General features: G+C 35.6%; 20 protein-coding genes, 1 tRNA gene and 1 pseudogene. 11 read left to right on the plus strand and 11 right to left on the minus strand.

Translation table 11 applies throughout. The annotated features are described in order from the left end of the window. Positions 1 to 40: 40 nt before the first annotated feature. The 3 genes from GTK57_RS09940 to GTK57_RS09950 form a co-directional block, all read right to left on the minus strand. Positions 41 to 1225, minus strand: a complete 1185-nt coding sequence (locus GTK57_RS09940; protein WP_163123193.1) for an MBL fold metallo-hydrolase — start codon at positions 1223 to 1225, stop codon at positions 41 to 43. Positions 1226 to 1527: 302 nt separating this feature from the next. Continuing rightward, positions 1528 to 2664 (minus strand): glycerophosphodiester phosphodiesterase, encoded by a 1137-nt coding sequence (locus GTK57_RS09945; protein ID WP_407925920.1) that lies wholly within the window; start codon positions 2662 to 2664, stop codon positions 1528 to 1530. A 127-nt stretch (positions 2665 to 2791) separates the two neighbouring features. Continuing rightward, complete coding sequence (locus GTK57_RS09950; protein ID WP_152874375.1) at positions 2792 to 3166, minus strand: diacylglycerol kinase; 375 nt, start codon at positions 3164 to 3166, stop codon at positions 2792 to 2794. Positions 3167 to 3495: 329 nt separating this feature from the next. Here GTK57_RS09950 and GTK57_RS09955 point away from each other — a divergent pair, with 329 nt between their 5' ends. The 3 genes from GTK57_RS09955 to GTK57_RS09965 all read left to right on the plus strand — a co-directional run bounded on the left by GTK57_RS09955 (position 3496) and on the right by GTK57_RS09965 (position 9015). Continuing rightward, entirely contained in the window at positions 3496 to 6603 is a 3108-nt protein-coding gene (locus GTK57_RS09955) for a multidrug efflux RND transporter permease subunit (RefSeq protein ID WP_163123196.1), read from the plus strand. A 342-nt stretch (positions 6604 to 6945) separates the two neighbouring features. Next, the gene (gene mgtE / locus GTK57_RS09960) at positions 6946 to 8283 is read left to right on the plus strand and encodes a magnesium transporter (RefSeq protein ID WP_163123198.1); all 1338 of its coding nucleotides are present in this window, start codon (positions 6946 to 6948) and stop codon (positions 8281 to 8283) included. Positions 8284 to 8433: 150 nt separating this feature from the next. Continuing rightward, the gene (locus tag GTK57_RS09965; RefSeq protein WP_163123200.1) at positions 8434 to 9015 is read left to right on the plus strand and encodes a DUF4112 domain-containing protein; all 582 of its coding nucleotides are present in this window, start codon (positions 8434 to 8436) and stop codon (positions 9013 to 9015) included. Positions 9016 to 9093: 78 nt separating this feature from the next. Here the strand turns inward: GTK57_RS09965 and htpX are convergent, their stop codons facing one another. Together htpX and GTK57_RS09975 are read right to left on the minus strand one after the other, a co-directional pair. Further along, positions 9094 to 9999, minus strand: a complete 906-nt coding sequence (gene htpX / locus GTK57_RS09970) for a protease HtpX (RefSeq protein WP_152874371.1) — start codon at positions 9997 to 9999, stop codon at positions 9094 to 9096. A 148-nt stretch (positions 10000 to 10147) separates the two neighbouring features. Then, positions 10148 to 10942 (minus strand): lytic transglycosylase domain-containing protein, encoded by a 795-nt coding sequence (locus tag GTK57_RS09975; RefSeq protein ID WP_407925933.1) that lies wholly within the window; start codon positions 10940 to 10942, stop codon positions 10148 to 10150. 532 nt (positions 10943 to 11474) lie between these two features. Here GTK57_RS09975 and ttcA point away from each other — a divergent pair. Further along, on the plus strand, positions 11475 to 12398 hold the full coding sequence (ttcA, locus tag GTK57_RS09980; RefSeq protein WP_152874369.1) for a tRNA 2-thiocytidine(32) synthetase TtcA: 924 nt from the start codon (positions 11475 to 11477) through the stop codon (positions 12396 to 12398). Between the two features lie 217 nt (positions 12399 to 12615). Beyond that, complete coding sequence (locus tag GTK57_RS09985; protein ID WP_152874368.1) at positions 12616 to 12999, plus strand: SCP2 sterol-binding domain-containing protein; 384 nt, start codon at positions 12616 to 12618, stop codon at positions 12997 to 12999. Positions 13000 to 13079: 80 nt separating this feature from the next. Here the strand turns inward: GTK57_RS09985 and GTK57_RS09990 are convergent, their stop codons facing one another. Beyond that, on the minus strand, positions 13080 to 14195 hold the full coding sequence (locus GTK57_RS09990; protein WP_152874367.1) for a transglycosylase SLT domain-containing protein: 1116 nt from the start codon (positions 14193 to 14195) through the stop codon (positions 13080 to 13082). Between the two features lie 362 nt (positions 14196 to 14557). Here GTK57_RS09990 and greB point away from each other — a divergent pair. The 3 genes and pseudogenes from greB to GTK57_RS10010 all read left to right on the plus strand — a co-directional run bounded on the left by greB (position 14558) and on the right by GTK57_RS10010 (position 18448). After that, a pseudogene (greB, locus tag GTK57_RS10000) lies at positions 14558 to 15049 on the plus strand (transcription elongation factor GreB). 103 nt (positions 15050 to 15152) lie between these two features. After that, a tRNA-Ser gene (locus GTK57_RS10005) sits at positions 15153 to 15242 on the plus strand. Between the two features lie 200 nt (positions 15243 to 15442). Then, positions 15443 to 18448, plus strand: a complete 3006-nt coding sequence (locus tag GTK57_RS10010; RefSeq protein ID WP_163123203.1) for an autotransporter domain-containing protein — start codon at positions 15443 to 15445, stop codon at positions 18446 to 18448. Positions 18449 to 18531: 83 nt separating this feature from the next. Here GTK57_RS10010 and GTK57_RS10015 read toward each other — a convergent pair whose 3' ends face one another. Beyond that, the gene (locus GTK57_RS10015; protein ID WP_152874364.1) at positions 18532 to 19224 is read right to left on the minus strand and encodes a pirin family protein; all 693 of its coding nucleotides are present in this window, start codon (positions 19222 to 19224) and stop codon (positions 18532 to 18534) included. Positions 19225 to 19389: 165 nt separating this feature from the next. After that, complete coding sequence (locus GTK57_RS10020) at positions 19390 to 20619, minus strand: L,D-transpeptidase family protein (protein WP_152874363.1); 1230 nt, start codon at positions 20617 to 20619, stop codon at positions 19390 to 19392. Between the two features lie 206 nt (positions 20620 to 20825). On the opposite strand from GTK57_RS10020, the gene hemE reads away from it, so the two are divergent. From hemE to GTK57_RS10035, 3 genes are all read left to right on the plus strand, one after another. Further along, positions 20826 to 21896, plus strand: coding sequence for a uroporphyrinogen decarboxylase (hemE, locus tag GTK57_RS10025; protein ID WP_152874362.1), 1071 nt, complete (start codon positions 20826 to 20828; stop codon positions 21894 to 21896). Between the two features lie 12 nt (positions 21897 to 21908). Then, on the plus strand, positions 21909 to 22703 hold the full coding sequence (locus tag GTK57_RS10030; RefSeq protein WP_163124713.1) for a DUF817 family protein: 795 nt from the start codon (positions 21909 to 21911) through the stop codon (positions 22701 to 22703). A 136-nt stretch (positions 22704 to 22839) separates the two neighbouring features. Continuing rightward, positions 22840 to 24231, plus strand: a complete 1392-nt coding sequence (locus tag GTK57_RS10035) for a diguanylate cyclase (protein ID WP_163123205.1) — start codon at positions 22840 to 22842, stop codon at positions 24229 to 24231. A 7-nt stretch (positions 24232 to 24238) separates the two neighbouring features. Here GTK57_RS10035 and GTK57_RS10040 read toward each other — a convergent pair whose 3' ends face one another. The 3 genes from GTK57_RS10040 to GTK57_RS10050 all read right to left on the minus strand — a co-directional run bounded on the left by GTK57_RS10040 (position 24239) and on the right by GTK57_RS10050 (position 26015). Beyond that, positions 24239 to 24598 (minus strand): cupin domain-containing protein, encoded by a 360-nt coding sequence (locus GTK57_RS10040; RefSeq protein WP_163123208.1) that lies wholly within the window; start codon positions 24596 to 24598, stop codon positions 24239 to 24241. A gap of 88 nt (positions 24599 to 24686) precedes the next feature. Then, entirely contained in the window at positions 24687 to 25235 is a 549-nt protein-coding gene (gene folE, locus GTK57_RS10045) for a GTP cyclohydrolase I FolE (protein ID WP_171500257.1), read from the minus strand. Positions 25236 to 25328: 93 nt separating this feature from the next. Further along, entirely contained in the window at positions 25329 to 26015 is a 687-nt protein-coding gene (locus GTK57_RS10050; protein WP_152874358.1) for a Smr/MutS family protein, read from the minus strand. Positions 26016 to 26133: the final 118 nt, after the last annotated feature.

A 26133-nucleotide genomic window follows, 5' to 3' on the forward strand; every position in this document is an offset into this window, starting at 1 on the left:
GAAGTTTAACAGCAGTAAATTTGATTAATAACGGTTGGAACTATTTATTTACCACTTTAATTGTCCCGCTTAAATTGGTGAACGAACCATCTTTGGCAGCAATATTGGTATATGCAGTACCTGTATTATAGTTTTGTACATGCACTACATTTGAACCTGTCGATGGCTCATGCCAGTACACCATAAATACATTTTTTGCGACTTCAATAGGCATATATTGAACAGTATCTGTTACACCTTTAAAAGGGCCGTCAGTACCAATAAAACTCATCGTTTTATTATCTTTGAAATTTAGATCAAAGACTGCTGTTCCATTACCAAAATTAACTTTTGCTGTACGACCAATTGGAGGGTAGGCAGAATTGGTATGCCATTCTTGTTCACCTTTAAAAACTTTTGCTCCTAATTCTAAAGACTGTTTATCTGCTAAGTTTGGGTATTTTGTGGTCATGAAGTTGATAACATCTTTAGACGAGTGTTTAGTCGTTACAGCCTCTTTATAATTTTGTAAATATCCTTTTACCCAATCTAGTGTTTTTGGTGAGTCGTCGGCAGTATTAAAATGGCTTGGAATGACTTTGTTTGGATTCAAAGCTTTCATATCATCAATTTGTTTAATCCATGCATTTATTTCAGGAACGCTTTGCGTATCTGCTGTCCATAAATGTCCATCTTTACTGACAGAAATACCACCAACTATTGTTTTTAAAGATGGAATCCATAAGAAGCTGTGTGCTGAATCATTTGGATCTAATTTTATAACAATTTCTTGCCCATCGATATTAAGCTTATTTTTTTCTACAGCTTCTGGTACGACAAGTTGAGTTGGTATATCCGTTTTAAGTTGATCTTTCCAAATATTTAGTTTTGCATCTTTGGTTGCTTGTATTAAATAAGCTGTTTGTGCTGTAGAAATAATTTTGGCATTTGGATACGCTTTTTTTACTTCATTAATTCCAAAGTAATAATCAGGATCACTATGAGATATATAAATGTATTTTAAGTTTTTCCCAGATTTTTTTATTAAATCGACCAGTTTTTTTGCATGTTGTTTTTGAAATTGGGCATCAATTAAAATAGCATCTTTATCACCACTAATGAGTGTTGAACTCACATTAAAGATGGCATCTTTACCAGGATTAAATGTTTCAATATTTAAATTTGAGGCAGCTAAAGCAGAAAAGCTACTTACGGATAACATGAAAGCAAAAACTTTATTTTTCATTTTATATTTCCAGCAATATTGTTTATTTAATATTTGATGTAAATTCAAAGAAGATATAGTTTAAATAAGTAATTTTATGTTCTTTTATTGTGGTTTTCTTTGATTTAATATTCACAAAAAGATGATCAATAAACATAAGATCTTTTACCTGCTGATTGATGTCTGATACATAGTTTTTTCATAATGACTAACTTTAAGCCAATGATGAAAAAATCTAATAATTTGAATAATATTTCAAGCATGTACCTCGTCATTAATAAAACCCCCACAAATAGCGGGGATTTTATTGGAAAGAGATTTAATTATTTTTGCAAAAACGCATTCACAGCTTTACGACCTAAAGCAGGATCATCTGTAAATACGCCATCTACACCTGCTTTAAAGAAAATTTGATATTCAGCCATTGCACCTTGAATACATCGCTCATTTGCATTTTTATTACAATCTAATGAGTCAATTAAAAACTTATTTTCAGGACGTAAACTATAAGGATGTATTTTTAAGCCTTGTGCATGAACATCTTGAACAAAATGTGTAAGTTCACCTGCATTATTTACAATATAGTTTTTACTTGGGCCAATACCTTGAGCATAAGTTGCCACATTTTTTAAGCCTTCAGTCGTAGCTAAATCACCATAGGTTTTGTGAATGCCTTGAGCAATGAAGTCTGCAGGAGATTCATCAACATCACTATAAAGTTGTATTAATTGTGCTTGTTTTAAACCTTTGTATTTTGGTAATTGTTCTTTTATATAATGCAAATTAGTAACTTCAAAAGATTGTAAATAAATAGGCGCTAAATCACGTGTAAATTCATGTGTAGATAGCGTTTTGAGTAAGCGATCTTCTAGTGCAAGATTAATTTTTTGAAAATAGGTGGGGTGCTTGGTTTCAATATATAAACCCACTAATTTTCCTGTTTGCTCATAGTGTTTTTGCGCCAAAGCAATAATTTCTTCTAAAGTTGGAATTTCGAATTGATCATTGTACTTTGCATTATTAGGGCGAACATCAGGAATACGTTCACGAGCTTTTAATTGTTTTAGTTCACTTAAATTGAAGTCTTCGGTAAACCATCCTGTATGACTTTCACCATCAATTACTTTTGTTGTTTTGCGATCTTTAAATTGTGAAAGTTCACTTACATTTGTTGTGATTGTAATATCATTTTCATGACGAGCAACCAAATAACCATCTTTGGTTGGAACCAAATCAGGTTCAATGAAGTCTGCGCCATCATCTATGGCTTTTTGATAAGACGCTAAAGTATGTTCAGGGCGTAAAGCACTTGCACCACGATGACCAATAATAATGATTTTAGGTTCTTGATGTTGTTGCGATGTTGGAATAAGTAGATTTATTTGATCTTGTGGTTTTGGGAGTTGGCTACATGCGGTTAAAGAAGCCAGAATTAAAAGAGTAAGCAATGTTTTTTGCATGATTTTTAGCATCTTCATATTTAGATGCAAGGCAGTATTGGTTTTTAGGTTTACAGGTAAGTGACAATTTACAAAAGTCTACGCAAAAGAAAAGGGCTGAAAATTGCCCTTAAATATTTGAAGATATTTACCGTAATAAAATAATTGACCAGCTTGCAAAAATAATAGCTAAAGATACAAATTGAGCAGCACTTCCCATGTCTTTGGCATCTTTAGAAAGTTCATGTTTGTCTAATGAAATTCGGTCTACAACGGCTTCAATTGCAGAATTAAAAAGTTCAACAATAATTGAAAGTAAACATACAATAATCATAATCGCTTGTTCAGCAGGGCTTACATTTAAAAAGAATGTTATTGGTATTAAAATAATATTGATTAAGATAATTTGGCGAAACGCTGCTTCTTTTTGAAAAGCAGATTTAAAACCATCTATAGAGTATTGTGTTGCATTCAAAATACGTTTAACGCCTGTTTTACCTTTGAAAGGAGAATTTTGATTCATCTTGAAATATTTCCGAAGTTTTTAGGCACAATAAAGTATCAGCCTTAAAAAATTATTATTTAATTTAAGCAAAATCGCTTAATCTTATAAAAAATACACATTAACTAAAACTTGATGAATTATGGATATTTATTTTGTTTTGTAAAGTAGAAATAGAATTCATTAAAGTTCTACATAGTTTCTTCATAATTAAAATTATTCGATTTTTTTCTGTAATCTATTCTTGTATTTTAAGCTTTTGTCACAGAAGATCGCAAACGATTTTTTAAATACGAATTTCATCGCTTAAAGATGAAATAACATCTACATCGGAAGTGTGAATAAGACATATGTTGTCTAAATATTTTATTGAGCGCCCAATTTTTGCAGGTGTTTTGGCTATCTTTGTGATGGCTTTAGGCATGTTTTCGATACTTAATTTGCCTATAGAGCGTTATCCTGACATAGCGCCACCAAAAATCTCAATAAATACAAACTATTCAGGTGCAGATGCAGAAACTGTAGAAGAAAGTGTTACCCAAATATTAGAAGAACAGATTAAAGGTTTAGATCATCTTCTATATTTTAGTTCAAACAGTGACTCGACAGGAAAAAGCCGTATTCAAATTAGTTTTGATAACGGAACAGATCCTGATACCGCGCAAGTTCAAGTGCAAAATGCCATTAATGGTGCATTAAATCGTTTACCTGAAGATGTGCAAAGACAAGGGGTGAATGTTGTAAAGTCTTTAGGCGATACGCATAGGGTCATTGGTTTGTATGATGAATCTCGTAAAAGCGACAATATTGCCTTGTCAGATTATTTACAGACACATTTAGAATCTGAAATTGCACGTGTAGAAGGCGTGGGTGAATTAGATGTATTTGGTTCTCAATTTGCGATGAGAATTTGGTTAAATCCAAATAAATTAAAAGATTACAAACTGATCCCAAGTGATATTCAAAAAGCAGTCGAAGCGCAAAATACTCAAGTTGCAGCCGGTGGTGTAGGTGAGTTACCTGTTGCACAAGAACAATATTTAAATGCAAAAGTAACTTCAGGCTCACGCTTAAAAACAGTTGAAGAATTTAACAATATTATTATTAAAGCCACGCAAAATGGCAGCTATGTCTATTTGAAAGATGTGGCACGTGTTGAAATTGGCGCAGAGAATTATCAAGCGTATAACACCATTAATGGTTATCCATCGGCAGGAATGGCAGTTTCATTAGCATCGGGTGCGAATGCCATTGAAACATCGAAACTGATTGATGAAGCTGTTGCGAATATTTCTAAAAAGTTGCCTGAAGGCTATAAATTGGTTTATCCAAGAGATAACACACCTTTTGTTCAAGAATCGATTAAAGAAGTGGTAAAAACACTCTTTGAAGCTATTTTATTGGTTATTGTTGTTATCTTTTTATTTTTGCAAAATTGGCGCGCAACGCTTATACCGACCATTACAGTTCCCGTTGTTGTTTTAGGCACAATGGCTGTGTTATTTGCTGCGGGAATGAGTGTAAATACTTTAACCTTATTTGCTTTGGTTTTGGCAATTGGTCTGTTGGTGGATGATGCCATTGTTGTCGTAGAAAATGTTGAGCGTTTAATGCATGAAAAAGGACTAAGTGCAAAACAAGCTTCTATTGAATCTATGCAGGAAATTAGTGGTGCATTGGTGGGAATTACATTGGTTTTAAGTGCTGTGTTTATTCCAATGGCATTTTTTGGTGGCTCTACAGGCGTTATTTATCGTCAATTTTCTATTACGCTTGTAACTGCAATGGCAATTTCATTAGCCGTTGCTTTGGTACTCACACCTGCATTATGTGCACTTATTTTGAAACCTAATCATCAGCCTTACCAATGGGCAAATCGTTTTAATTCATTTTTAGATAAAGTCAAAACCAAATATATTTCTGTTTCATTTAAAACTATTGAAAATCGTTTAATTACCCTTGTTATTGCATTTGCTTTGATTATTACATTTGCGTTGTTTTATCGTGTTTTACCTACAAGTTTCTTGCCCAACGAAGATCAAGGTACGCTGATGCTTCAAGTGTCATTGCAAGATAATGCGCCAATGTCGAAAACCATTGAAGTGGGTGAAAATGTTAGACGCTACTTTTTAGAATATGAAAAAGCCAATGTAGATTTGGTGATGTTACGTTATGGACGTAGCCGTGGTGGAACAGGGCAAAACTTAGCGCAAGGTTTTGTAAAATTAAAACATTGGGATGAGCGTAGCGGCAAAGAAAACAGTGCAAATGCTGTGAAAGAACGTGCAATGAAATATTTCAAAGCAAATCAAAATGCCAATGTGATGGTTATGATGCCACCTGTTGTAAATGGTCTAGGCGATACCAATGGTGTGAACCTTTGGTTACGTGATATTGAAGGGCAGGGTCGAGCTGTATTAAATGAAAAATTTAAGCAACTAAAAGATGAAGCAAAAGTTTATACAAGCTTTGAAAATTTAGATAAAAAAGCTGTGCCAGATCGTGCAAAGCTTGTGGTTCAAATTAATCAAAAAGCAGCGATGGCAGCAGGTTTATCGCTAACGGATATCAACAGTACTTTGTCTGCGGCTTTAGGTGGAAAATACATTAATGACTTTATTGATCGAGGACGTATTAAAAAAGTCATGATGCAAAGCGACGCATTATTTAGATCGAATCCCGACGACTTACAGTTTTGGTCGGTACGAAACAATCAAAATGAAATGGTGCCATTTTCCAGTTTTTCCGAAACACATTGGTCAGGTGGCCCTGAAATTGTGAATCGTTTTAATGGTTATTCCGCACTTGAGCTAGAGGCAGATAAAGCTACCAATGTGAGTTCTGGTCAAGCCATGCAAGATCTGCAAAAACTGGTAGATACTCAGTCAGGTGTAGATTTAGCTTGGAGCGGAATGTCATTTGAAGAAAATAAATCGAGTAATCAGGCACTTTTACTTTATTTGGTATCTATTGGCTTTATTTTCTTATGTTTAGCTGCTTTATATGAAAGTTGGTCTATTCCTGCTGCGGTTATGACCGCTATTCCTTTGGGGATTGGTGGCAATATCTTATTTAGTTATTTCTCAGGTTTTCCAAACGATATTTACTTTCAAATTGCCTTGTTAACAACAATTGGTTTGTCCTGTAAAAATGCAATTTTAATTGTCGAATTTGCTTCAATGGCACAACAACAAGGAAAATCTGCGATTGATGCAGCATTAAGTGCAGCAGGTTTGCGTTTACGTCCAATTTTAATGACTTCAATTGCTTTTGGTGCAGGTGTTTTACCCCTTGTTTTTGCCTTTGGTGCAGGTGTGGCAAGCCGTCAAGAAATTGGCGTGAGTGTTTTGGGGGGCGTGATATTTGGTACTGTATTAGTCCTTATTTTCATTCCATTTATGTATGTCCTTATTCGCAGTATTTTTAAATCGAAGCAAAAAGTATCTAAACTGAAATGATTGCTTTTATTTAGCTGATATTTACTTTAAAAGTAAGTTTTCAAGCCATGCTTGAAGCTGGTATTAATAGAGTGTAAAAGAGATTTATGAAAGAAGTCTAATCACTTGAATTGTATACTTTTTGTTTTATTGGTTGAGTAATGTATAAGTTGTTTGTAGTATTTGCACGCCGTATAAACGGTATATAGAGGATCTCGTTCTTAAATGGACAGGCATAGTTGTCAATTATTTTATTTTTCAAAATGTTATATTCATCTCATACAGGGTGAAGGTTTTCTGTTGGCAATGAACTAAATTGCCATGTTGCCTTTGTTGCTGCGTGAGAAGCAATCAGGGACCAACATGAGCTACAACAACTTTTTGTATCTAATAAATGATGCAGTTAAAAATAATCATATCGAACTTGCACTTGAGTCATTAAAAACTTTTCGCGCCGCAGATGTTGCAGATGTCGTCGCTCAATTACCTATTGAAAATATTCAAAAGCTACTTTTGAACTTGCCTGATCGTTCATATGTCTTTTCACATTTACCTCCCCATATTCAAGTTGAGCTTGCAGAAGTTTTACCGCGCCAAGTTTTAGCAGAAATTATGGGGGAGATGTCTTCAGATAAGCGAGCTGATGTCTTTAAAAGCTTAGATGAAAATCAGCAAAATGCATTGCTTCCTGCTTTAGCTCAAGCAGAACGTGAAGATATTCGTTTATTATCATCTTATGTAGAAGGTACAGCAGGAGCCATTATGAGCTCCGAATATGCAACCTTATTGCCTAATATGGTCGTAGCAGATGCGATTAAGATGTTGCGTACGGAAGCACCCGATACAGAAACGATTTATTTCGCCTACGTTTTAGATGAAGCACGTAAATTGCTGGGTGTGATTTCCCTAAAACAACTTATTTTGGCACAAGAACAACAAAATATTAATGATTTGATGGTCACCGATGTTCTTTTTGCAAAAGTAGATTCAGATCAAGATGAAGTCGCAAAAATCATTGCGCGTTATGATTTGCTTGCACTGCCCATTGTCGATGAAAAGGGCATTATGGTGGGGATCGTTACCCATGATGATGCTATGGATGTTGCACGTGAAGAGGCAACGGAAGACTTCTTAAAAGCAGGTGCCGTTAGTGCGACATCTAAACTGAGTTTAAAATCGACACCAATTATACAGCTTTATAAAAATCGTGTGTTTTGGCTTGTTTTTCTGGTCTTTGGAAGCTTGCTTTCAGGGATTGGTATCGCACATTTTGAAGATATTATTGCGCAAAATATTGTATTGGTGTTCTTCTTACCTTTACTTGTCGGAAGTGGTGGTAATGCAGGTTCGCAATCATCAACATTAATGGTTCGTGCATTGGCAACAGGTGATGTTCAATTTAAAGATTGGTTCTTCCTATTGGGGCGTGAAAGTTTAGTTGCACTTTGCTTAGGTTTAACCATGGCTTTAGCTGTATCTTTCCTTGGTTTTTACCGTGGCGATGAACTTGTTGCTTTAGTACTTGCAATTAGCATGGTTGGCATTGTGCTATTGGGGTGTTTAATTGGTATGAGCTTGCCCTTTATTTTAAATAAATTTGGTTTTGACCCAGCAAGTGCATCTGCACCTTTGGTAACATCTATATGTGATGCAACGGGTGTTCTTGTGTATTTATCTATCGCTTCTATTATTTTATTTTAAGCGACTAGACAACTTTCATCATTTTCTTTTATTTAACAGTAAAATAAGATGAAGGGAAATTGATGAAAGTGATCGATTGTAATTAAGATACAAAATATAGATCAATATCGTTTATGCTCAAGGGTATTGCTTCAATAATGATGGATTGAGATGCAAAAACAAAAAAAATTAAGTCAGCACGAAGTCATTCAGCTTGAGCGTGATCTTGCAAAATACGCCAATATGATGGATTCCGTTGTTCGAATTCCATTTACCAAGCAGGGCGTAGGGGCGGATGCAGCTTTAAGTACCATTCCTATTGCAGGTGATGCAGCAGGTTTTGTATTGACTTGTTATGCCATATATAAAGCCAAGCAAATTGGTGTACCACAACATAAACTCACACCTGTCATGAAAATGGCTGTGATTGATGCTTTTGTGGGTGTTATTCCAATTGTTGGCACAATATTCGATGTTTTTATACGTCCAAGTCATAAAGCTTTAGATGTTGTACATGAACATATACGTGTGGAGTATCAGGTAACTTCAGATCATCATGTTGTTCATCCATTTTTACATGAAAATTTAGAAAAGAAACAACGTGATTCTGCCTTTTGGCGTAATCCTGTTGTCGCTTGGTTGTGGCTACACATTCCAGATATTCTAGGGCTTTTATTTCTTGCTGTATTTTTTTATGCAATTTGGCTTGGTGGAAGTCTAGTGATTCAGTGGCTACAAAATATGGGCTCATAAAAAGAATACATAAATACTTCCCACATTAAAAAAGCCTCCAATTGGAGGCTTTTTTAATGCTTAATTTAAGTGTTTAAATTAAGGCAAATTTAATTGTTGTAAAGCAGCAACACGCTGTTCAATAGATGGGTGAGTTTGGAAGAGGGCAGCTAAGCTGAAACCTTCTTCTTTACCTGCCGAAATAGCAAAAGCTTTCATCTCTTTTGGCATTGCATCTGGTAATTCAGATTCTGCTTGTAAGCGAAGTAATGCAGAAATCATGGCTTGTTTACCAGCTAAGCGAGCACCTGCTTCATCGGCGCGGTATTCGCGTTGGCGAGAGAACCACATCACAATTGAAGATGCCAAAATACCAAATACAATATCTAGTACGATAGTAATTGCAAAATAGCCTAAGCCAGGTGCTTCACCATCTTGACGACCAAAAACATTACGGTCAATAAAGTCACCCACAACGCGTGCAAAGAACATCACAAATGCGTTCACTACACCTTGAATTAGGGCAAGTGTCACCATATCACCATTGGCAACGTGACCAATTTCGTGGGCAAGTACAGCACGTAGTTCATCTTTATTCATACGTTCAAGCAAACCTGTAGAAACAGCAACGAGAGAATCGTTTTTGTTCCAACCAGTTGCGAATGCATTTGATTGATAAGATGGGAAAATACCAACTTCTGGCATATTAATACCAGCACGTTGCGCTAATTGTGCAACTTCTTGTAATAACCACGCTTCAGCTTGGTTACGAGGTGCATTAGGGTCAATGAGTTCAGTACCCGTGGTTTTTTTCGCCATCCATTTAGACATGAATAGTGAAATTAAAGAACCAACCATACCAAAGACAAAACAGATCACTAAAAGGTTGCCTAGATTTAAGCCACCCGCGCCATGGTAACTACCGACACCGAAGAGTGACAAAATAATGCCAGCTACAACCAGTACCGCGAGGTTGGTAAGCAAGAACAAACCAATCCGCATCATTGAAAGAATCCTCTTAAAAATAAATAGATAAGATTTAAAATAATAAATCTATCCTTAAATATGCGGTGTATATCGCAAAATTTCAAGAATAAAATAGAAAGATACGAAGAATAAAAAAAAGTATATTGGGTTTTATATCTGAATTAAATTAATGAGGGCTGGCATTGGCATAGGTAAAAGTACCATCGCTCGTTTGAATAATTTTTCTTTGTTGCTTTGTCGATGCTTGTGCCAAATTAATATTGGAAGATTGTTTTGTTTCGACATGTTTAGCTTGCACATTGATTTCAGATGCAGGGTGTTCTGAAGATGAACCTGCAGATAAGCCAACACCGCTTGAATACAAATTGTGAAAACGACTATTTACACGACGAACATAATCTTGGGTTTCACGAAAAGGCGGAATGCCACCATATTTAGTGACATTTCCTTCACCTGCATTGTAACCTGCAAGTGCTAAAGAGGTATTCCCGTTAAACCGTTTCATTAACCAAGCTAAATATTTTGCCCCTGCCATAATGTTTTGATGTGGGTCATAGGCATTTGAAACATTAAAGCGTTGTGCCGTAGCAGGCATCAATTGCATAAGCCCTTGAGCACCAACAGGGGAGCGTGCATGCGTATTGAAACCAGACTCTGTGTGCATAACAGCTTTAATTAAACCTTCAGACACACCATGTGTTGATGCTGCTTGCTTAATAATATGATCAAAAGCATTCTTATTTTTACTGTAACTTGCTAAAACGGAAGCTTCTGATGAACCCCAATTTGAATAACTGTGAATATTACTGTCTGCGTAATAGGTGATTTTCACGCGTTTTAAAGATTGATCAGAATTTTTTTTATTGGTGAGTAATGTGCTGCCATTATTATCTTTATACATGTACACCTGACCCGCGTAAGAAAGCGATGCCATAAAAGATATAGCAGTTGTTAACCCCATCAAAGAAAGTGAAGAAAATCTCAATTTTTTAATCATTAGCGCTATGGCAGTTTATATACAGCAACATTAATACAAACGAGTTTAACAAATATAAATATAAATAGAAGCACTAAAGCATTTTTTTCGGATTGCTTATTCACAAAAAGCAAGTCATTTTGTTGATTGAGTAATCAAAAAAAATATTTATTTTTTTTTAATGAGCATTGCTTGACACACTTAATGCATTGAAATTAAAGAGTATTTAAATTGATCAAAAAATAACCAATTTAAATGGAAGCCTTAATTTCAGGGTTTAAAACCTTGTCAAGTGCTTTTAAATCCACAAAGTTATCCACAGCTTTTGTGGAAAACTGTGGAAAAGTCCAAAAGATAGGCATCTTGAATATAAATTGAACTGTAACGTTCAAAATTACAAATTTTCGAAGGCAAATTGATGACAAATACAATTATTTTTTTATTACATTCTTTTGGTGCGATTTGACACTATTTCCGCTAAAATTGCGCAGTATTTTTATTATGGTTAATTTCGTCTATGTTCTCACCAGTTGAGTCCGAACAAGGATTTAATTTCAAACCTGAATTGCCAACCAGTTCGGCATATTATCGTTTGTTGAAAAAACTCCGCCGTCAAGTCGGTCATGCTATTCGTGATTTTAAAATGATCGAAGAAGGTGACAAAGTCATGGTGTGTATTTCTGGTGGTAAAGACAGTTATACCTTGTTAGATATCATGTTGCAGTTTAAACGTATTGCACCTATTAATTTTGATGTGGTTGCTGTCAACCTTGATCAGAAACAGCCAGGCTTTCCTGAAGATGTATTACCACGTTATTTAGAAGAAAATAATATTCCGTATTATATTCTTGAAAAAGATACTTATAGTATTACGAAGCGTTTAACACCTGAAGGTAAAACTTACTGTGCAGTGTGTTCACGTTTGCGTCGTGGTTCTTTATACGGATTTGCACAAGAAATTGGCGCAACGAAAGTGGCGTTAGGTCATCATCGTGATGATATTTTGGCAACGTTCTTCTTGAACTTGTTCCATGGCGGTAGCTTAAAAGCAATGCCACCAAAATTATTGTCATCTGACAAAAAGAATATTTTGATTCGTCCTTTGGCTTATGTTGAAGAAAAAGACATTATCAAATATGCAGAAATGCGAAAGTTCCCAATTATTCCATGTAATTTGTGTGGTTCTCAAGAGAACTTACAGCGCGCAATTTTAAATGACATGTTGCGTACTTGGGATAAAGAATATCCTAAACGTTTACATAGTATTTTTGGTGCTTTGCAAAATGTTTCGCCATCGCAATTGGCCGACCGTGAATTGTTTGACTTTGAAGCTTTAGATTCTGAACGCGAATTTGACTTTAAAGAAAGCTGCTCAACGGAAGAGCCAGAAGATGCGAACAAGCGTATCAATATGGTCAATTTGGGCTTTATGGCAGATTAATTGATTGAGCTGGTGCTATTCTTTAGGGGGTAGCGCCTAATTCAAATAAAATAACAACAAATAAAAATGATTTAAAAATAAAAAATTGAACGCTTCGTACATATTTTCTTATCCTAATTTCAAAATTACATGCTATAACAGGCGACAAGCAAAAATTGCTTTAGAACTATGTTGTCTGGATAGATAACAAGACGAATAAATAAATTGAGGAAAGATCATGCCTGCTTTTTTAACTGATGATTGGTTTTCAACTGTAGAGACGCTTACAGCTCAAGCTGGTGATTTAAACTTACCGCCTGCACTTGCAAATCTTGCAATTAATTTAGTGGTTGCTGATGCTTCAGGTAATACTGAATTATCATTAGATGGTGGAGCGATCAAAAAAGGTCTGTCTTCTAATGCTAAAACAACATTGAACATGGATGGGGAAACATTACGTAAAGTATTCCTTGAGTTTGATATGGCTGCGGCAATGCAAGCATTCATGACAGGCAAAATCAAAGTTCAAGGTGATATGTCGCAACTTATGGCATTACAAACGGCAAAACCAAGCCAAGAACAGAAAGATTTATTTAAAAAAGTATTAGAGCATACTGCTTAATCTTTAGAAGATAAGTCAAAAAAAAGCTTACCAATGGGTAAGCTTTTTTTTATGTTCATGATAAATATTCAACTAAAAAATTAAATATTCACAAGTTGAGGTGTTGTTTTAATATGCTCAAGATAAGCACGAATACGTGTTACGTATTGCACAGCTTGTCTATATTGACCATTACTGACTTTATTACGGTCTAGGTAAGCATAGAAGTTCACCCAGTTATTTGGATCTTTACCTTGAGATTTAATACGTTTCTGAATCTGGTTAACAGTTCCAGGACCCATATTATAAGCAGCAAGGGCATACCAGTTACGATCTGGGAAAGGGATGTCTTCATAACGGCTTAACATTAAGTCGTAATACTTCGCACCACCTTGAATACTTTGCGCTGCATTAGCACGGTCATTCACGCCCATTGCTTTTGCAGTACTATTGGTTAGCATCATTAAACCACGAACACCTGTGGGAGAAACAGAAGTCGGTTTTAAATAAGATTCTTGATAACCAATAGCAGCAAGTAAATGCCAATCTAAATCGTATTGTTGAGCTGTCTTTTTGAAACTAGCTTTGTAAATAGGCATACGTTTACTTAAATCGCTCTGAATGCCATCCCAAGACTCTTCTTGAACGACATTACGGTTGTAAAAAGAAGCCAATTGGTTGGTTGAGCCATTCTGTTTACTTTTACAAATATAACCACTTGCTGTTTGAGTCAGTGGATCATCTGCATGTTTAAACACCCAATTTAATTCAGTGTTCAAACCATTTTTTTCTAAGCTGTTCAAATCGCCACATGTTGCAGGAAGTGAAGTCAGTTTTTTCGTCTCAATCGTTTGAGTCGTTGCTGTGGTCATTGCAAAGTTTGCTTTACCCGTTGCAACCATTTTCAATGCAGTAGCATTATCTTCTACTGTTTGAAACTCTAATTGTACATTTAAGTTATCTGCATAGTTACGGACTAAATCGTAGCCGAAACCATGAAAATATTCACCATCTTCAAATACAGCAGATGGGTTGGCAACTGAAACAACGGTTAACTTATTTTCATTAACAACGTTGTCGAATTGATAAGTTGCTTTACTTGCGTTAATTGCATGAAATGGAAAAATAAGGCTAGTTAATGCAAGTGCTTTCAGGGAGAGAGAGAGTTTTTTAGAGTTAAGGCAAGGCCTCGACCCAGATGTTGAACTACTGTGCATGTTGTCTCCGCTACAAGTAATTTATGCCCAAAAAGTAAAGCTAAAAAAAGCTTCCATCTTTTTAAAGTTTGATAAATTCAATAAGGGGGTGGGCAGTCATGACGTCATTCAAAATGACATGGGATTAATGGGAAAAATGTAGAAAAACTACATTGTTTAAAAAGTGATCTAAGCTAAAAGTTGAGCGAATAATAAAGATGAAATTTTAAGATGTCAAATTTTGCTCATAATTATTTTAAAAAGTGTATTTTAAGTTATTGAATTTAAATGTTATATTTTTTTGTATATTTGTTGGTTATAAATTTTATAATAAAAGAGGTATATTTAATGCTGTACAAGTGTAATAAATAGTGTCTGAAATCATGAAATCAAACTTAATTACTCGTACCGGGTATGACCTTCTAGTCGCTGAATTAAAGCACTTATGGCATGAAGAACGTCCCGAAATTACCAAGAAAGTAAACTGGGCTGCTAGCCTTGGAGATCGAAGTGAAAATGCAGATTCGATTTTATAACCCTATAATAAGCAAATTTTACGTAAGATCGATCGACGCGTTCGTTATCTTGGAAAACGACTAGAAGAACTTAAAATTATTGATTATTCACCTGAACAAGATGGAAAAGTATTTTTTGGTGCTTGGGTCGATATTGAAAATGATGAGGGTGAACAAAAGACGCTAAGAGTTGTGGGCGTTGATGAGATATATGATCATCATCCTCAGCATATTTCCATAGATTCACCAATGGCACGCGCTTTGTTGTCTAAACAGGTGGATGATGAAGTTGAAGTGGTCACGCCTTTAGGTAAAAAACTGTGGTATGTGAATGCAATTCGCTATGAAAAAAGCGAATAAATAACCAAATTGTTGATTTTTGTTTTTATTTTGAGCATACAAACTAAAAAACATAGAAAAGTATTTGCCAAGGCTTCAAATTATTTATATGATAGCCGCCATTGGAAGCGTGGCAGAGCGGTTTAATGCACCGGTCTTGAAAACCGACGAGGGTTTACCCCCTCCGTGAGTTCGAATCTCACCGCTTCCGCCAAATTCGAAAAGACCCTTGAGAAATCAAGGGTCTTTTTTTATCTCAAAAAAATAATAACTTTTAGAATATTTAAGTGAAAATATGAAATATAGGGCTTTGAGTCAAAAATTAAAATAAAGTATTTTGTTTGAAGAATATTCATATTAACTTAATAAAACGTGTCTATTTTTAACTCTTATTTAATAATTAAGATACTTTTTATGCAAGATTTTAAATTGTCACTTTTATCTATAAGTTTTTTAAGTTTTATATATGGCGGGAATGTTGTAGCTTCTGTAGATACAGAAAAAACAAGTCATTTTATAACAAGTCAAACAAGTGAGTGGTTTTCTGATTTAAGAAAAAATGTGATCACACATATTCCAGAAAAAGGCTCAAAAACAGCAGAATGGGATCGTTTGGTGAGTAATGAATATCAAAAAATCACAGGAGAGCGATTACGGTTAGCAGAAGCTGATAAAGAGCAGGACCACGGCTATGTTTATGGTACTTATATAGATAGAATATTTGGTGATGGTTCACAGGATAAAGATATTAAAAAAAGTGAATCTTTTAAAAAGATCGAACAATTATATAAATTAGCAACTTATGCAAAAGATCCGGATACATCTAAAAATAGATCTATAGACTTTATTCTAAAGGATGATTTTGGTCGTGGTCGTCCTTATCAAGTACTAGATAAAAATGGAGAATATAAAGATAACTACACCAGTATTAAGGGTTCATCATTCCCAAGTGGTCATACATTTAATGGCTTTAGACAGGCTGCTACATTAGCCATACTTTTCCCTGAAAAAGCAGATGAAATTTTTGATCGAGCAATAGAATATGGCGAAAGCCGTGTCATTGTTGGTGCACATTTTGGCACAGATACAATAGCATCTCGTGTAGCCAATTATTATACCTTGGCTCAATTGTTGTCTAATGACGAGACAGCAAGAACTTTTGTTGATTTAGCAAAAGATGTCAGAGCAAATGTAGAACAATCTTGTGGAAATGCAGTTAAAGATTGTTTAGTGCATTCATCAAAGAGCAATAATGAAGAAGCCGGTTATTATAAAAAGAAAGATCCTGAAATAGCGCCAATGCTTACAGCAGACCAAATACCTGAAACATCGTCAGCATTACTTCGTTTACGCTTTCCGTATTTGAAGCAAGAGCAAATGCGTGAAATATTGGCAAGTACCGCTTATCCGAGTAATTCTTTGGCAGGTTGGAATTATGAAAAGGGAAATTCTAACTCTACTTGGGGGTTAATTAATTTACCTAAGGCTTATAACGGTCCAACGAATTTTACCAGTGATTTTGAAGTTCATCAGGATAAAGAAAACTTAGCTTATGATATGGGGGGCTTTACATCATTTGATATTTGGAAAAATAACATTGATGGCGTAGGGGGATTGGTCAAAAAGGGGGATGGAACATTGGTTCTTTCAGGAAATAATACTTTTGATCGCGTAAATGTTGAATCTGGACGTTTAATGCTGACAGGCATCAATGACTATAAAGCTGTATCAAATGTGAAAGGAGGTAGTTTAGCTATTAGTGGAGAGCTTAACTCAGGTTTAGGTGTGGGAAATGGCGGTGTACTTGAATTATTAGATGGGAAAGTGAATGCACAAACAACGATTGATAGAGATGGTTTAATTATTGGTAATGGCTTGATTAAGAGTGCTGAAATTAATCAAGGTGGTTCAATCTCTCCAGGCGAACTCGCAATAGGAAAAATTAAAATAGCAGATAACATTAGCTTTGAAAAAGGTTCGAGCTATTTAGTGAACATTGGTAATACAGGACAAAGTGATGTGATAGAAAGTGGTAACACAGTTACCCTAAATGGAGGACAGGTTAAAATATCATTAGAGAATACGAAAAACTTATTATCTGAATCTGAAGTGCGTAGTTTAGTTGGATCTCAATATAAAATTTTAACAGCCCAAAATGGCATCCAAGGTAAATTTGATGCTGTTGAGCCGAACTATGTATTTTTTGGAACAGCATTAGATTATAGCGACAACAAAATAGCCAATAATGATATTCCAATTAACCGTTCATTGGCGAACAGTATCAATTCTCAAAACTCCACCAATGTTGCTCATGAAGTAAATTTAAAAATTGTACGCAATGATCGAACGATGTCGAGCGTTGCAAGCACAGCGAATAATAGACAAGTTGCAGAAGCCATTGATGGACTGAATATAGGCAATCCTATTTTAGAGAGTGTTATGTTGAGTTCGAATCTAGGAGAGGTAAATAGTGCATTTAAAGCCCTATCAGGGCAAATTCATGCAGATGTAGTTTCCAATCAACTAAGTAGTAGTCGTTATTTAAGAGATGCAGGACTGAATCGCTTACAGCTTTCAACAACTGCAAATAATGAAGCAGAAAAAGCGGTATGGGCAAATTACTTACACTCAGAGCAAAAAGCATTGCATGATGAAAATGCAACAGGTTATGAAGCATCTATAGATGGGTTCTTTTTAGGTGGTGAAACATCTGTAATTAATGATCAAACTAAAATTGGTTTAATGGGTGGCTATACACGATCTTCATTGGATGGTTATAAATCTACAGCTAAAAGTGATAATTTCCATTTAGGTATTTATGGTGGTACACAAATTGATCATCTGACATTGAAAGCAGGTTATGGCTTTACACTCCATGATATAGATACACAGCGCTCTGTGGCTTATATGAACCAATCTGATCAGAATAAAGCAAGTTATAAGGCATACACGAATCAGTTTTTTAGCGAAGCAGGATATGCACTTCAATTTAATGCAGTATCACTAGAGCCATTTGTTAACCTGAGTTATGTGAATTTTAATTCAAAACGGGCAAAAGAACGTGGTGGAGCAGCATCACTTGAAATCAAAAATCAGAACAACGATTTAACAACTTCTACAATGGGTGTTCATTTAGCTAATCAATTAAAGCTGAGTGAAAACAGTGCCATGACTTTAAAAGGAACTTTAGGTTGGCAACATCACTATGGTAATTTAAATAGTGATGCGAATTTATCATTTAGTGGTGGTAGGTCTTTTGATATTGGTGCTGTGCCATTTACACGTGATGGTGCAGTTGTAAATTTAAGTTCTGAAATTGCTTTAAAAAATAATGTATCTGTTTCTTTAGGATATAACGGGTTGATTTCGAAGAACTATAAAGACAATAGTGTGAAAGCGAATTTAACTTGGCTGTTTTAATTGAATTAAAATTTAAAATCTGAATGATTAAAAGAGTACTGATATAAAAAGGCGCCTATTTAGGCGCCTTTTTATAATGTAAATTACTGCTTCGGTAAATCGAACCAAATAAACTGACTTTCTTCATTTGCTATAAGAGTTGAATCTTCTGAAAATAGAAGTGCATCACCAGCTTTTACAACGTGTTCATCAATGCTAATTTCACCACGAATCACGTGAACATAATTTAATACTTGAGTGGCTTTTACATCTAAAGATAAACCTTGTTCCAAGACAGCAGTTTTTACTTCAGCTTGTTGGCGAATATGCATAGGTGCATTGTCATTTGGCCCTGCAATTAAGTGCCATTGGTTTGGTTGATCTTTAGGATCTAACTTAATTTGTTGGTAGGTTGGTTCAGCATTACGAATATCAGGATGAATCCAAATTTGTAATAAATGAACAGGCGTATCACCTTGGTTCATTTCGCTATGTTGAACACCCGTACCTGCACTCATCAATTGCCATTCACCCGCAGTAATTCCACCTGAATTTCCCATACTATCTTTATGAGAAATGGTGCCGTCTAGCACACAGGTTAAAATTTCCATGTTGTCATGTGGGTGCGTACCAAAGCCTTTATGAGCATCAATGGTATCGTCATTAATAACACGTAATGCGCTAACACCCATATATTTTGGATTGTGCCAGCTACCAAATGAGAAACTATGTTTGGTGTCTAGCCAAGCCATTTTAACGTGACCACGATCTTCACTACGATGTAAGTAAGCATTCATGTGAATACTCCATTATTATTTGAACTTGGAATAATTTTACTGTTTTAAATTATCTTTACATATCCCTGAAAAGCAACATATTGTTCTATTTGTAGGATGATGATTGCTTGGGTATAAAAAAGCCTGCATTAATGCAGGCTTTTTTAAACAATAGATAGGTATCTATTATTCTAAGAACTTAGCAGTTACACCAGACTTCACTTTTTTACCTAAATCGTTGGCATCCCAGTTGGTTAAACGAATACAACCATGTGATGCTGTTTTAGAAATACTTGAAGGGTTTGGCGTACCATGAATACCAAATGATTTTTTGCTTAAACCAATCCAAATATTACCTACAGGACCATTAGGACCTGGTGGTAAAGAAAGAGGTTTTAAGTTTTTACCTTGTACAAAGTTACTTGGTGAATAGCTATACCATGGGTTTGGAGTAACGCCAGTCACTTTATATGTACCTGTTGGAGATGGTGTATCTGAGCTACCAATAGTGGCAGGGAAAGATGCAATCATCTTATTCTTGCTGTTGAATAAATAAAGTTGTTTCGCACCTTTATGCGCAACAATTAAATGAATATCTTCAGGTAATTGATTGCGAACGCTTGAAACAATAATTTTTTCGCCAACTTTATTGAAATTCGCTTTTGGATTGATCTTTTTCAAGAACTCTTCATCCATATGGAATTTCTCACCCAACATTTCTGTTACGCGTGTGTAGTACAAACCAGGCATTTTAGATTGAAGTGCATAGTCATGTGGAATTGATTTTGCATATGGACCTTTTAGGTCAGCAGCGGTAATCGTGTATTCTACATATGCAGGCTTAGAACCTTGATTTGCAACTAAGGCATCCCAAGTTTCTTTTGTGAGTGTACCCGTTGGTTTTAAACCATTCATTTGCTGGAATGATGCAATTGCTTTAAGGGTATTTTTACCACTTGAGCCATCGATTGCACCAGGAGATGCATGTGCATTATTTAGCATTACATGCGCACGTGCATAAACAGGGAATTGACCTTTACCAATATTTTCAGACCACTGTGCATTGTTTAGGCTGTCTAAAGACCACGAACCCTTATATGCGGTAGCACTTGTTGATGTAGACGACGTTGTTGATGTAGGCGCTGTGCCAATATCAGCAGTGTTGTCTTCTGTACTTTGAAGATTATCTAGCGTTTTAGAAGCTTGATTTAAATCTTGTTGTTCTTGTTGAGTAATTTTCGCTTCCGAAGATGCTTGTTCTGCTGGTTTGTTGATTGCTAGAGGATCAATAGGATCTTCAATCGCAACATCTTTAATCTTTGTAGGATTTAATGATTTTTCAGCAGTTGATGCCGCAAATGCAGAACTAGCAAAAATGCAGCTTAAACTCATTGCAAGTATTGAGCGAACTAACATGTAATTCAACCTTAAGAATAATTCATTAATATTGTGAAAAAACAACATAAGTATTACAGAAAAAAACAAGCGTTGCAGTAAATGTTTTCTCTAAATATGGGTTTTATCATTTATTCCAATCGTTTTTTAACATACGCTCAGATTATTAAAACTTAAACCTTTTTGTTATGATGTTCACAAGATTAAAAATTGAATTAGGAAAGTAAATGACGACCTTAAAAAATGATCGTTTTCTACGTGCTTTATTACGTGAACCCGTAGATACAACTCCAGTTTGGATGATGCGACAAGCAGGCCGTTATTTACCAGAATATCGTGAAACTCGTGCTAAAGCAGGCGACTTCCTTTCATTATGTAAAAATACTGAATTTGCTTGTGAAGTAACACTTCAGCCTTTGCGTCGTTATGAACTTGATGCTGCTATTTTATTTTCAGATATTTTGACTGTGCCAGATGCATTGGGTTTAGGTTTATATTTTGAAGCAGGCGAAGGTCCAAAATTCCATAAAACAGTTCGTACAGAACAAGATGTCGCAAACTTACCAAAATTCAATGCAAAATCTGATCTAGATTATGTAATGAATGCAGTATCTACGATTCGTTCTGCATTGGGTGGTCAAGTTCCACTTATTGGTTTCTCTGGTAGCCCTTGGACATTGGCAACGTATATGGTTGAAGGTGGTTCAAGTAAAGATTTCCGCTTCACTAAAAATATGATGTATGCACAACCAGAAGTTCTACATGCATTATTAGACAGACTGGCAGATGCTGTTATTGATTATCTAAATGCTCAAATTGATGCAGGTGCACAAGCGGTTCAAATTTTTGATAGTTGGGGCGGTGCATTAGCACATCGTGAATATCTTGAATTTTCACTTAAATACATGCAAAAAATTGTGGCTGGCTTACAGCGTGAAAAAGATGGTCGCAAAATTCCAGTGATTTTATTTACTAAAGGTGGCGGTCAGTGGTTAGAGCCAATGATTGCGACGGGTGCAGATGCATTTGGTCTAGATTGGACAACGCCACTGAATGTTGCGCGTCAAACTGTAAATGGTCGTGCCGCTTTGCAAGGGAACTTAGATCCTGCAACTTTATATGGCACACCTGAAAACATCGTGAAAGCAACTAAAGCAATGCTAGACGATGCTTATGCAAATGGTGAAAAAACAGGTTATATCGCAAACTTAGGACATGGTATTACACAATGGGTTGATCCATCTCGCCCGCAAGCATTCATTGATACCGTGCATGAATATAGCGCTAAATATTTATAAGGATATTCCGTGATTCAAAATTTGGGTTCGTTGATCCAATTTTCATTTAAGGCAGCTTCGGCTGCCTTATTTGGTATTTTGTTGCTCATTGCTTTTGCTGTCACAGCAAGTATGGGAAGCCACGAGTATTTTGGTTATTTTCGATATGACTATTTGTTGTTTTATGCTTTAGCGATTCAAGTATGTTTGCTGTACTTAAAGTTAGAATCTTGGGCTGAAGCTAAAGTTATTGCCTTATTTCATATTATGGCAATGGGCATGGAAATTTTTCTAACAAGTCCATATATTGCATCGTGGCAATATCCACAACCTGCTGTTTTTAAAATTTTAACTGTGCCTTTATTTGCAGGCTTTATGTATTCTGCTGTGGGGAGTTTTTTTGCACGTTCTTTGCGCTTATATCAAGTGCATTTTCAGTATTTACCAAGTTTTAATAATATGATGGCATTGGCTGTGCTGTCTTATGCAAATTTCATGACCAAGTTCTTTATTCCTGATATTCGCTACTTCCTATTTGTATGGAGCGCGATAATTTTTTGGAATACAAAAATTGGTTTTGAAATACAAGATAGAAAATTCAAAGTGCCGATGTTGCCTGTATTAATGCTCTTGGCATTTTTAATTTGGATTGCTGAAAATATTAGTACATTTTATAAAATTTGGTTGTACCCAAGTCAGGTTGATGCATGGCATATGGTGGGATGGGGTAAATTGGGGTCGTGGTATTTATTACTATTATTAAGTTTGGTTCTTGTGCTGGGGGTTTTGGGGCAGCGTAAGCCAAATGGTTTTTGGAAGTTAAATTAAAGTCAGTAGATGATGAGTGATTGAGCTCATCATTTTTTATTTTTTCATGGGGTAAATGAAAAATAATAGTCGTTCTGATTTTGGGCGAAGGCTTTGCCGTGTTTATTAATTGATGTTTGATCTGGGGTAACGGTCAATGGATAGTGAAATTTTAAATGAATTGACTGGACAGTGGGAAGGTTTGTGTAAACGATATGATGCATCTGACGTATTAGATGCTTTTCATTTTATACAACAACATGCATCAGTCTTAGTTTATGAGTTTTATAAAAAAATGCTTACTGAAAAAGAATCAGCAGAATTTTTTTCTGATGATCTCATTCAAGAGCGTTTACAAACGACGTTACATCAATGGCTATTAGAGAGCTTTGGTGTTGCCATTAAACAGAACTATGTCGAAGCAGTTGAAAAGCAAAAGCTCGTTGGGCATGTACATGCGCGCGTTGGTATTCCATCATGGCTGATCATGCGTGGTGTACGTGAAATCGAAAAGAAAATTTTTGAAATTGCGTTAGCGCAACAAGCGAAAGAAAATATTTTATCAATGATGGGCTATATAATTGAATTATTAAGCTTTTCAACTGAAATTATGTGCCGATCTTATGAGGAAAAAACAGAAGTTCATCAAGAGGAAAAGCATAGTTATCGCTTATTTTCTGCCATGCAAGATGTTTCAGTCCAGAAAGATAAGCAACGCAGTAGCTTGTTAGATTGGGAGAATGAATTAATTTTTAAAGCATTCTCTTTGCCTGAAAATATCTTTCATCCTTTATTGTCTAAATCTGAATTCGGTTTATGGTTTATTCACAAAGCATCATATGCTTTTTCTAGCTCACAGCAAGTTCAAGTTATTCTAGATGTTATTGCGCAGGTAGATGAACTTATTGAAAAAATTAGTCATGTTGTGGATAAGGCACATATTCATCAAACTATTCAATATGTTCGTCAAAAGAACCGTGAGATTCAGTATTTGTTAGATCAACTTTTCCAAGTTGCAGATTATATTGATGTGGGGAATGATTCCCTAACTAAGCTCTTGAGCCGTCGCTATTTAGATACAGTTGTATCTAGAGAAATTGAATTTGCACGTAAAAATAATACACCATTATGTTTATTGGCAATTGATGCGGATTACTTTAAGTTGGTTAATGATCGTTATGGTCATGCAGCAGGTGATACAGCACTTAAATATATCGCTGAAATTTTAACGAAATATACGAAAGGCAGTGATTACGCATTTAGAGTGGGTGGCGAAGAGTTTCTTGTGTTGCTTGTTGATACAGATGTTGCGCGTTCTAAAGTGATTGCGGAAAGTATTCGTCAAAGTATAGAAGCATCTGTTTTATATACAATTGATAATGTTGCGTTTAAATTTACTGTGAGTATTGGTGTGCAAGCATATGATGGACATCTAGATTATCAAAAGTTTTTAGATGCCGCAGATGTGAGTTTGTATACCGCAAAAAATTCTGGACGCAATCGGGTTTATGTCTCTAAGACTGAATTAAAAGCATCTTGCTTATTATAAATAGGCTTTAGACTTCCACCACCACATAGTATTTTTGAACCTTTTCCATTACTTCAAAAGTACCTTTGAATGATGGTGGAATAATCCCTGCTTCACCTTTAGTAATTTCAATAAACGCTCCCGTTTGAGCATCATGCAAACGAGCAACGCCTTCAATCATTTGAAAGAATTCTTGTTTGTTTGATGCAAATTCAATATTCCAAGCACCCACTTCACACTCCCAAATACCACAGTTCATATTTGGGTGGTTATACAATTCTGTTGCTAGGCGTTTGGGATTGCCTTTTACCAGTCTGTCGGGGCGAGGGTAATCAACTGTTTTATCATTTTGCGTTAAACCATGACCCGCTAAGAATACTGATGGCATTGTTTTTCATCCTTAGATCTTAATTTTTAGATATGAGTTAAAATTTTAGCAAAAAAATGCCCCAACAAAAGTTGAGGCATTTTGAAAATTAGTAACTTTCAGGAACAGCGCTTAAAAACTCGCGACGTTCTTCTTTGTTGGTTTTGAAATCACCGACAAATGAAACGGTTCGAGTTGTAGATTCTTGTTTACCTACACCACGCATCATCATACACATATGTGCAGAGTCGATCATTACGGCAACGCCACGGGCTTTGGTGACTTCAGCCACAGCTTGCGCAATTTCTTGCGTTAAGTTTTCTTGAATTTGTAAGCGACGTGCAAACATTTCCGTAATACGGGCAAATTTAGATAAACCTAAAACATTGCCTTCTGGTAAATAAGCAATATGCACACGACCGTGGAAAGGAAGTAAATGATGTTCACATAGAGAATAAAACTCGATGTTTTTTACTAGAACCATGTCACGGTTGTCTGAAGGGAAGACCGCATTATTGGTCACTTCTTCAAGTGTTTTACTATAACCAGACGTTAAGTACGAAAAAGCTTTAGCAGCACGCACAGGCGTATCTTTAAGACCTGGGCGATCTAAGTCTTCGCCAATGGCGGTTAGGATATTTGCGTAGTTTTGCTGCATAGACATAAGACGTGTTCACTTACACTGATATTGAACAAGGACGGCATTGTATCAGAAAACTTTTACAATGCCTCTTTTTGGGGATAAATTGGACTAATCTTTAAATTTAGGATTCTTTTCAGCACGTTTGAGTAAAACTAAAACTGCGCCTGTGCCACCTTGTTTTTCAGGTGCACTGACAAATGCTAAAACATCTCTGTGTTGACGAAGCCAACTATTTACATAGGTTTTTAGAATTGCTTCTGGACCTTTGCCATGAACAATTTTAATGACATTTTGGTTTTCATCTTTGGCAATTTGAATAATTTGTAAAACCGCAGAACGAGCTTCTTCTACCGTACAGCCATGTAAGTCGACAGCTTCAAACCAACGTAAATTACCTGCTTTTAAATCTTCAAATACTTTGTGCTGAAGTGTCCCAATGCGATAGCTTAACGATGCTTGGCTTGCAACAGGGTTGAGCATGGCTTGCGTATCAGACAATTCTGCATTATCTGTTTCCATTGCGCCTTCTGCTGCGGCACGTTTTGCAAGTACTTGAGCATTGGGTTTTTTGGTATTTGTTTTTTCTATTTTCGCAATATTGCTGGTATCCATTTTTTGGACGCCTTGCATTTGTTTGCGAAAAATTTCGATATCATCTTCAGGCTCGGGTATTGCTTGAGCTTTTTCCTCAGCAGCTTTTTTGATTGCTGTTGAATGAGGATTGGTGATTTGCTTTTTAAAGGCTTTCAGTAAGTTGAATTGGTCTTTAGAAAGGGAGGAATCATTTTTACTCATAGTATTGGGAAATAAGCAGATTAGCCAAAAGATGAGTGATTATAATCTTTATTTGTATGGATTTGAACTGTAATGGATTTAAATGAATAGGCGTTAATTTAATATGGGATCAAAGAAT

The organism is Acinetobacter portensis (genome assembly GCF_010646905.1).
GTDB lineage: Bacteria > Pseudomonadota > Gammaproteobacteria > Pseudomonadales > Moraxellaceae > Acinetobacter > Acinetobacter portensis.

Excerpts from the sequence above, each read along its gene's own strand:
- GTK57_RS09940 (WP_163123193.1), bottom strand. The coding sequence starts at position 1,225 with ATGAAAAATAAAGTTTTTGCTTTCATGTTATCCGTAAGTAGCTTTTCT.
- GTK57_RS09945 (WP_407925920.1), bottom strand. The coding sequence starts at position 2,664 with ATGCAAAAAACATTGCTTACTCTTTTAATTCTGGCTTCTTTAACCGCA.
- GTK57_RS09950 (WP_152874375.1), bottom strand. The coding sequence starts at position 3,166 with ATGAATCAAAATTCTCCTTTCAAAGGTAAAACAGGCGTTAAACGTATT.
- GTK57_RS09955 (WP_163123196.1), top strand. The coding sequence starts at position 3,496 with ATGTTGTCTAAATATTTTATTGAGCGCCCAATTTTTGCAGGTGTTTTG.
- mgtE (WP_163123198.1), top strand. The coding sequence starts at position 6,946 with ATGAGCTACAACAACTTTTTGTATCTAATAAATGATGCAGTTAAAAAT.
- GTK57_RS09965 (WP_163123200.1), top strand. The coding sequence starts at position 8,434 with ATGCAAAAACAAAAAAAATTAAGTCAGCACGAAGTCATTCAGCTTGAG.
- htpX (WP_152874371.1), bottom strand. The coding sequence starts at position 9,999 with ATGATGCGGATTGGTTTGTTCTTGCTTACCAACCTCGCGGTACTGGTT.
- GTK57_RS09975 (WP_407925933.1), bottom strand. The coding sequence starts at position 10,942 with ATGGGGTTAACAACTGCTATATCTTTTATGGCATCGCTTTCTTACGCG.
- ttcA (WP_152874369.1), top strand. The coding sequence starts at position 11,475 with ATGTTCTCACCAGTTGAGTCCGAACAAGGATTTAATTTCAAACCTGAA.
- GTK57_RS09985 (WP_152874368.1), top strand. The coding sequence starts at position 12,616 with ATGCCTGCTTTTTTAACTGATGATTGGTTTTCAACTGTAGAGACGCTT.
- GTK57_RS09990 (WP_152874367.1), bottom strand. The coding sequence starts at position 14,195 with ATGCACAGTAGTTCAACATCTGGGTCGAGGCCTTGCCTTAACTCTAAA.
- GTK57_RS10010 (WP_163123203.1), top strand. The coding sequence starts at position 15,443 with ATGCAAGATTTTAAATTGTCACTTTTATCTATAAGTTTTTTAAGTTTT.
- GTK57_RS10015 (WP_152874364.1), bottom strand. The coding sequence starts at position 19,224 with ATGAATGCTTACTTACATCGTAGTGAAGATCGTGGTCACGTTAAAATG.
- GTK57_RS10020 (WP_152874363.1), bottom strand. The coding sequence starts at position 20,619 with ATGTTAGTTCGCTCAATACTTGCAATGAGTTTAAGCTGCATTTTTGCT.
- hemE (WP_152874362.1), top strand. The coding sequence starts at position 20,826 with ATGACGACCTTAAAAAATGATCGTTTTCTACGTGCTTTATTACGTGAA.
- GTK57_RS10035 (WP_163123205.1), top strand. The coding sequence starts at position 22,840 with ATGGATAGTGAAATTTTAAATGAATTGACTGGACAGTGGGAAGGTTTG.
- GTK57_RS10040 (WP_163123208.1), bottom strand. The coding sequence starts at position 24,598 with ATGCCATCAGTATTCTTAGCGGGTCATGGTTTAACGCAAAATGATAAA.
- folE (WP_171500257.1), bottom strand. The coding sequence starts at position 25,235 with ATGCAGCAAAACTACGCAAATATCCTAACCGCCATTGGCGAAGACTTA.
- GTK57_RS10050 (WP_152874358.1), bottom strand. The coding sequence starts at position 26,015 with ATGAGTAAAAATGATTCCTCCCTTTCTAAAGACCAATTCAACTTACTG.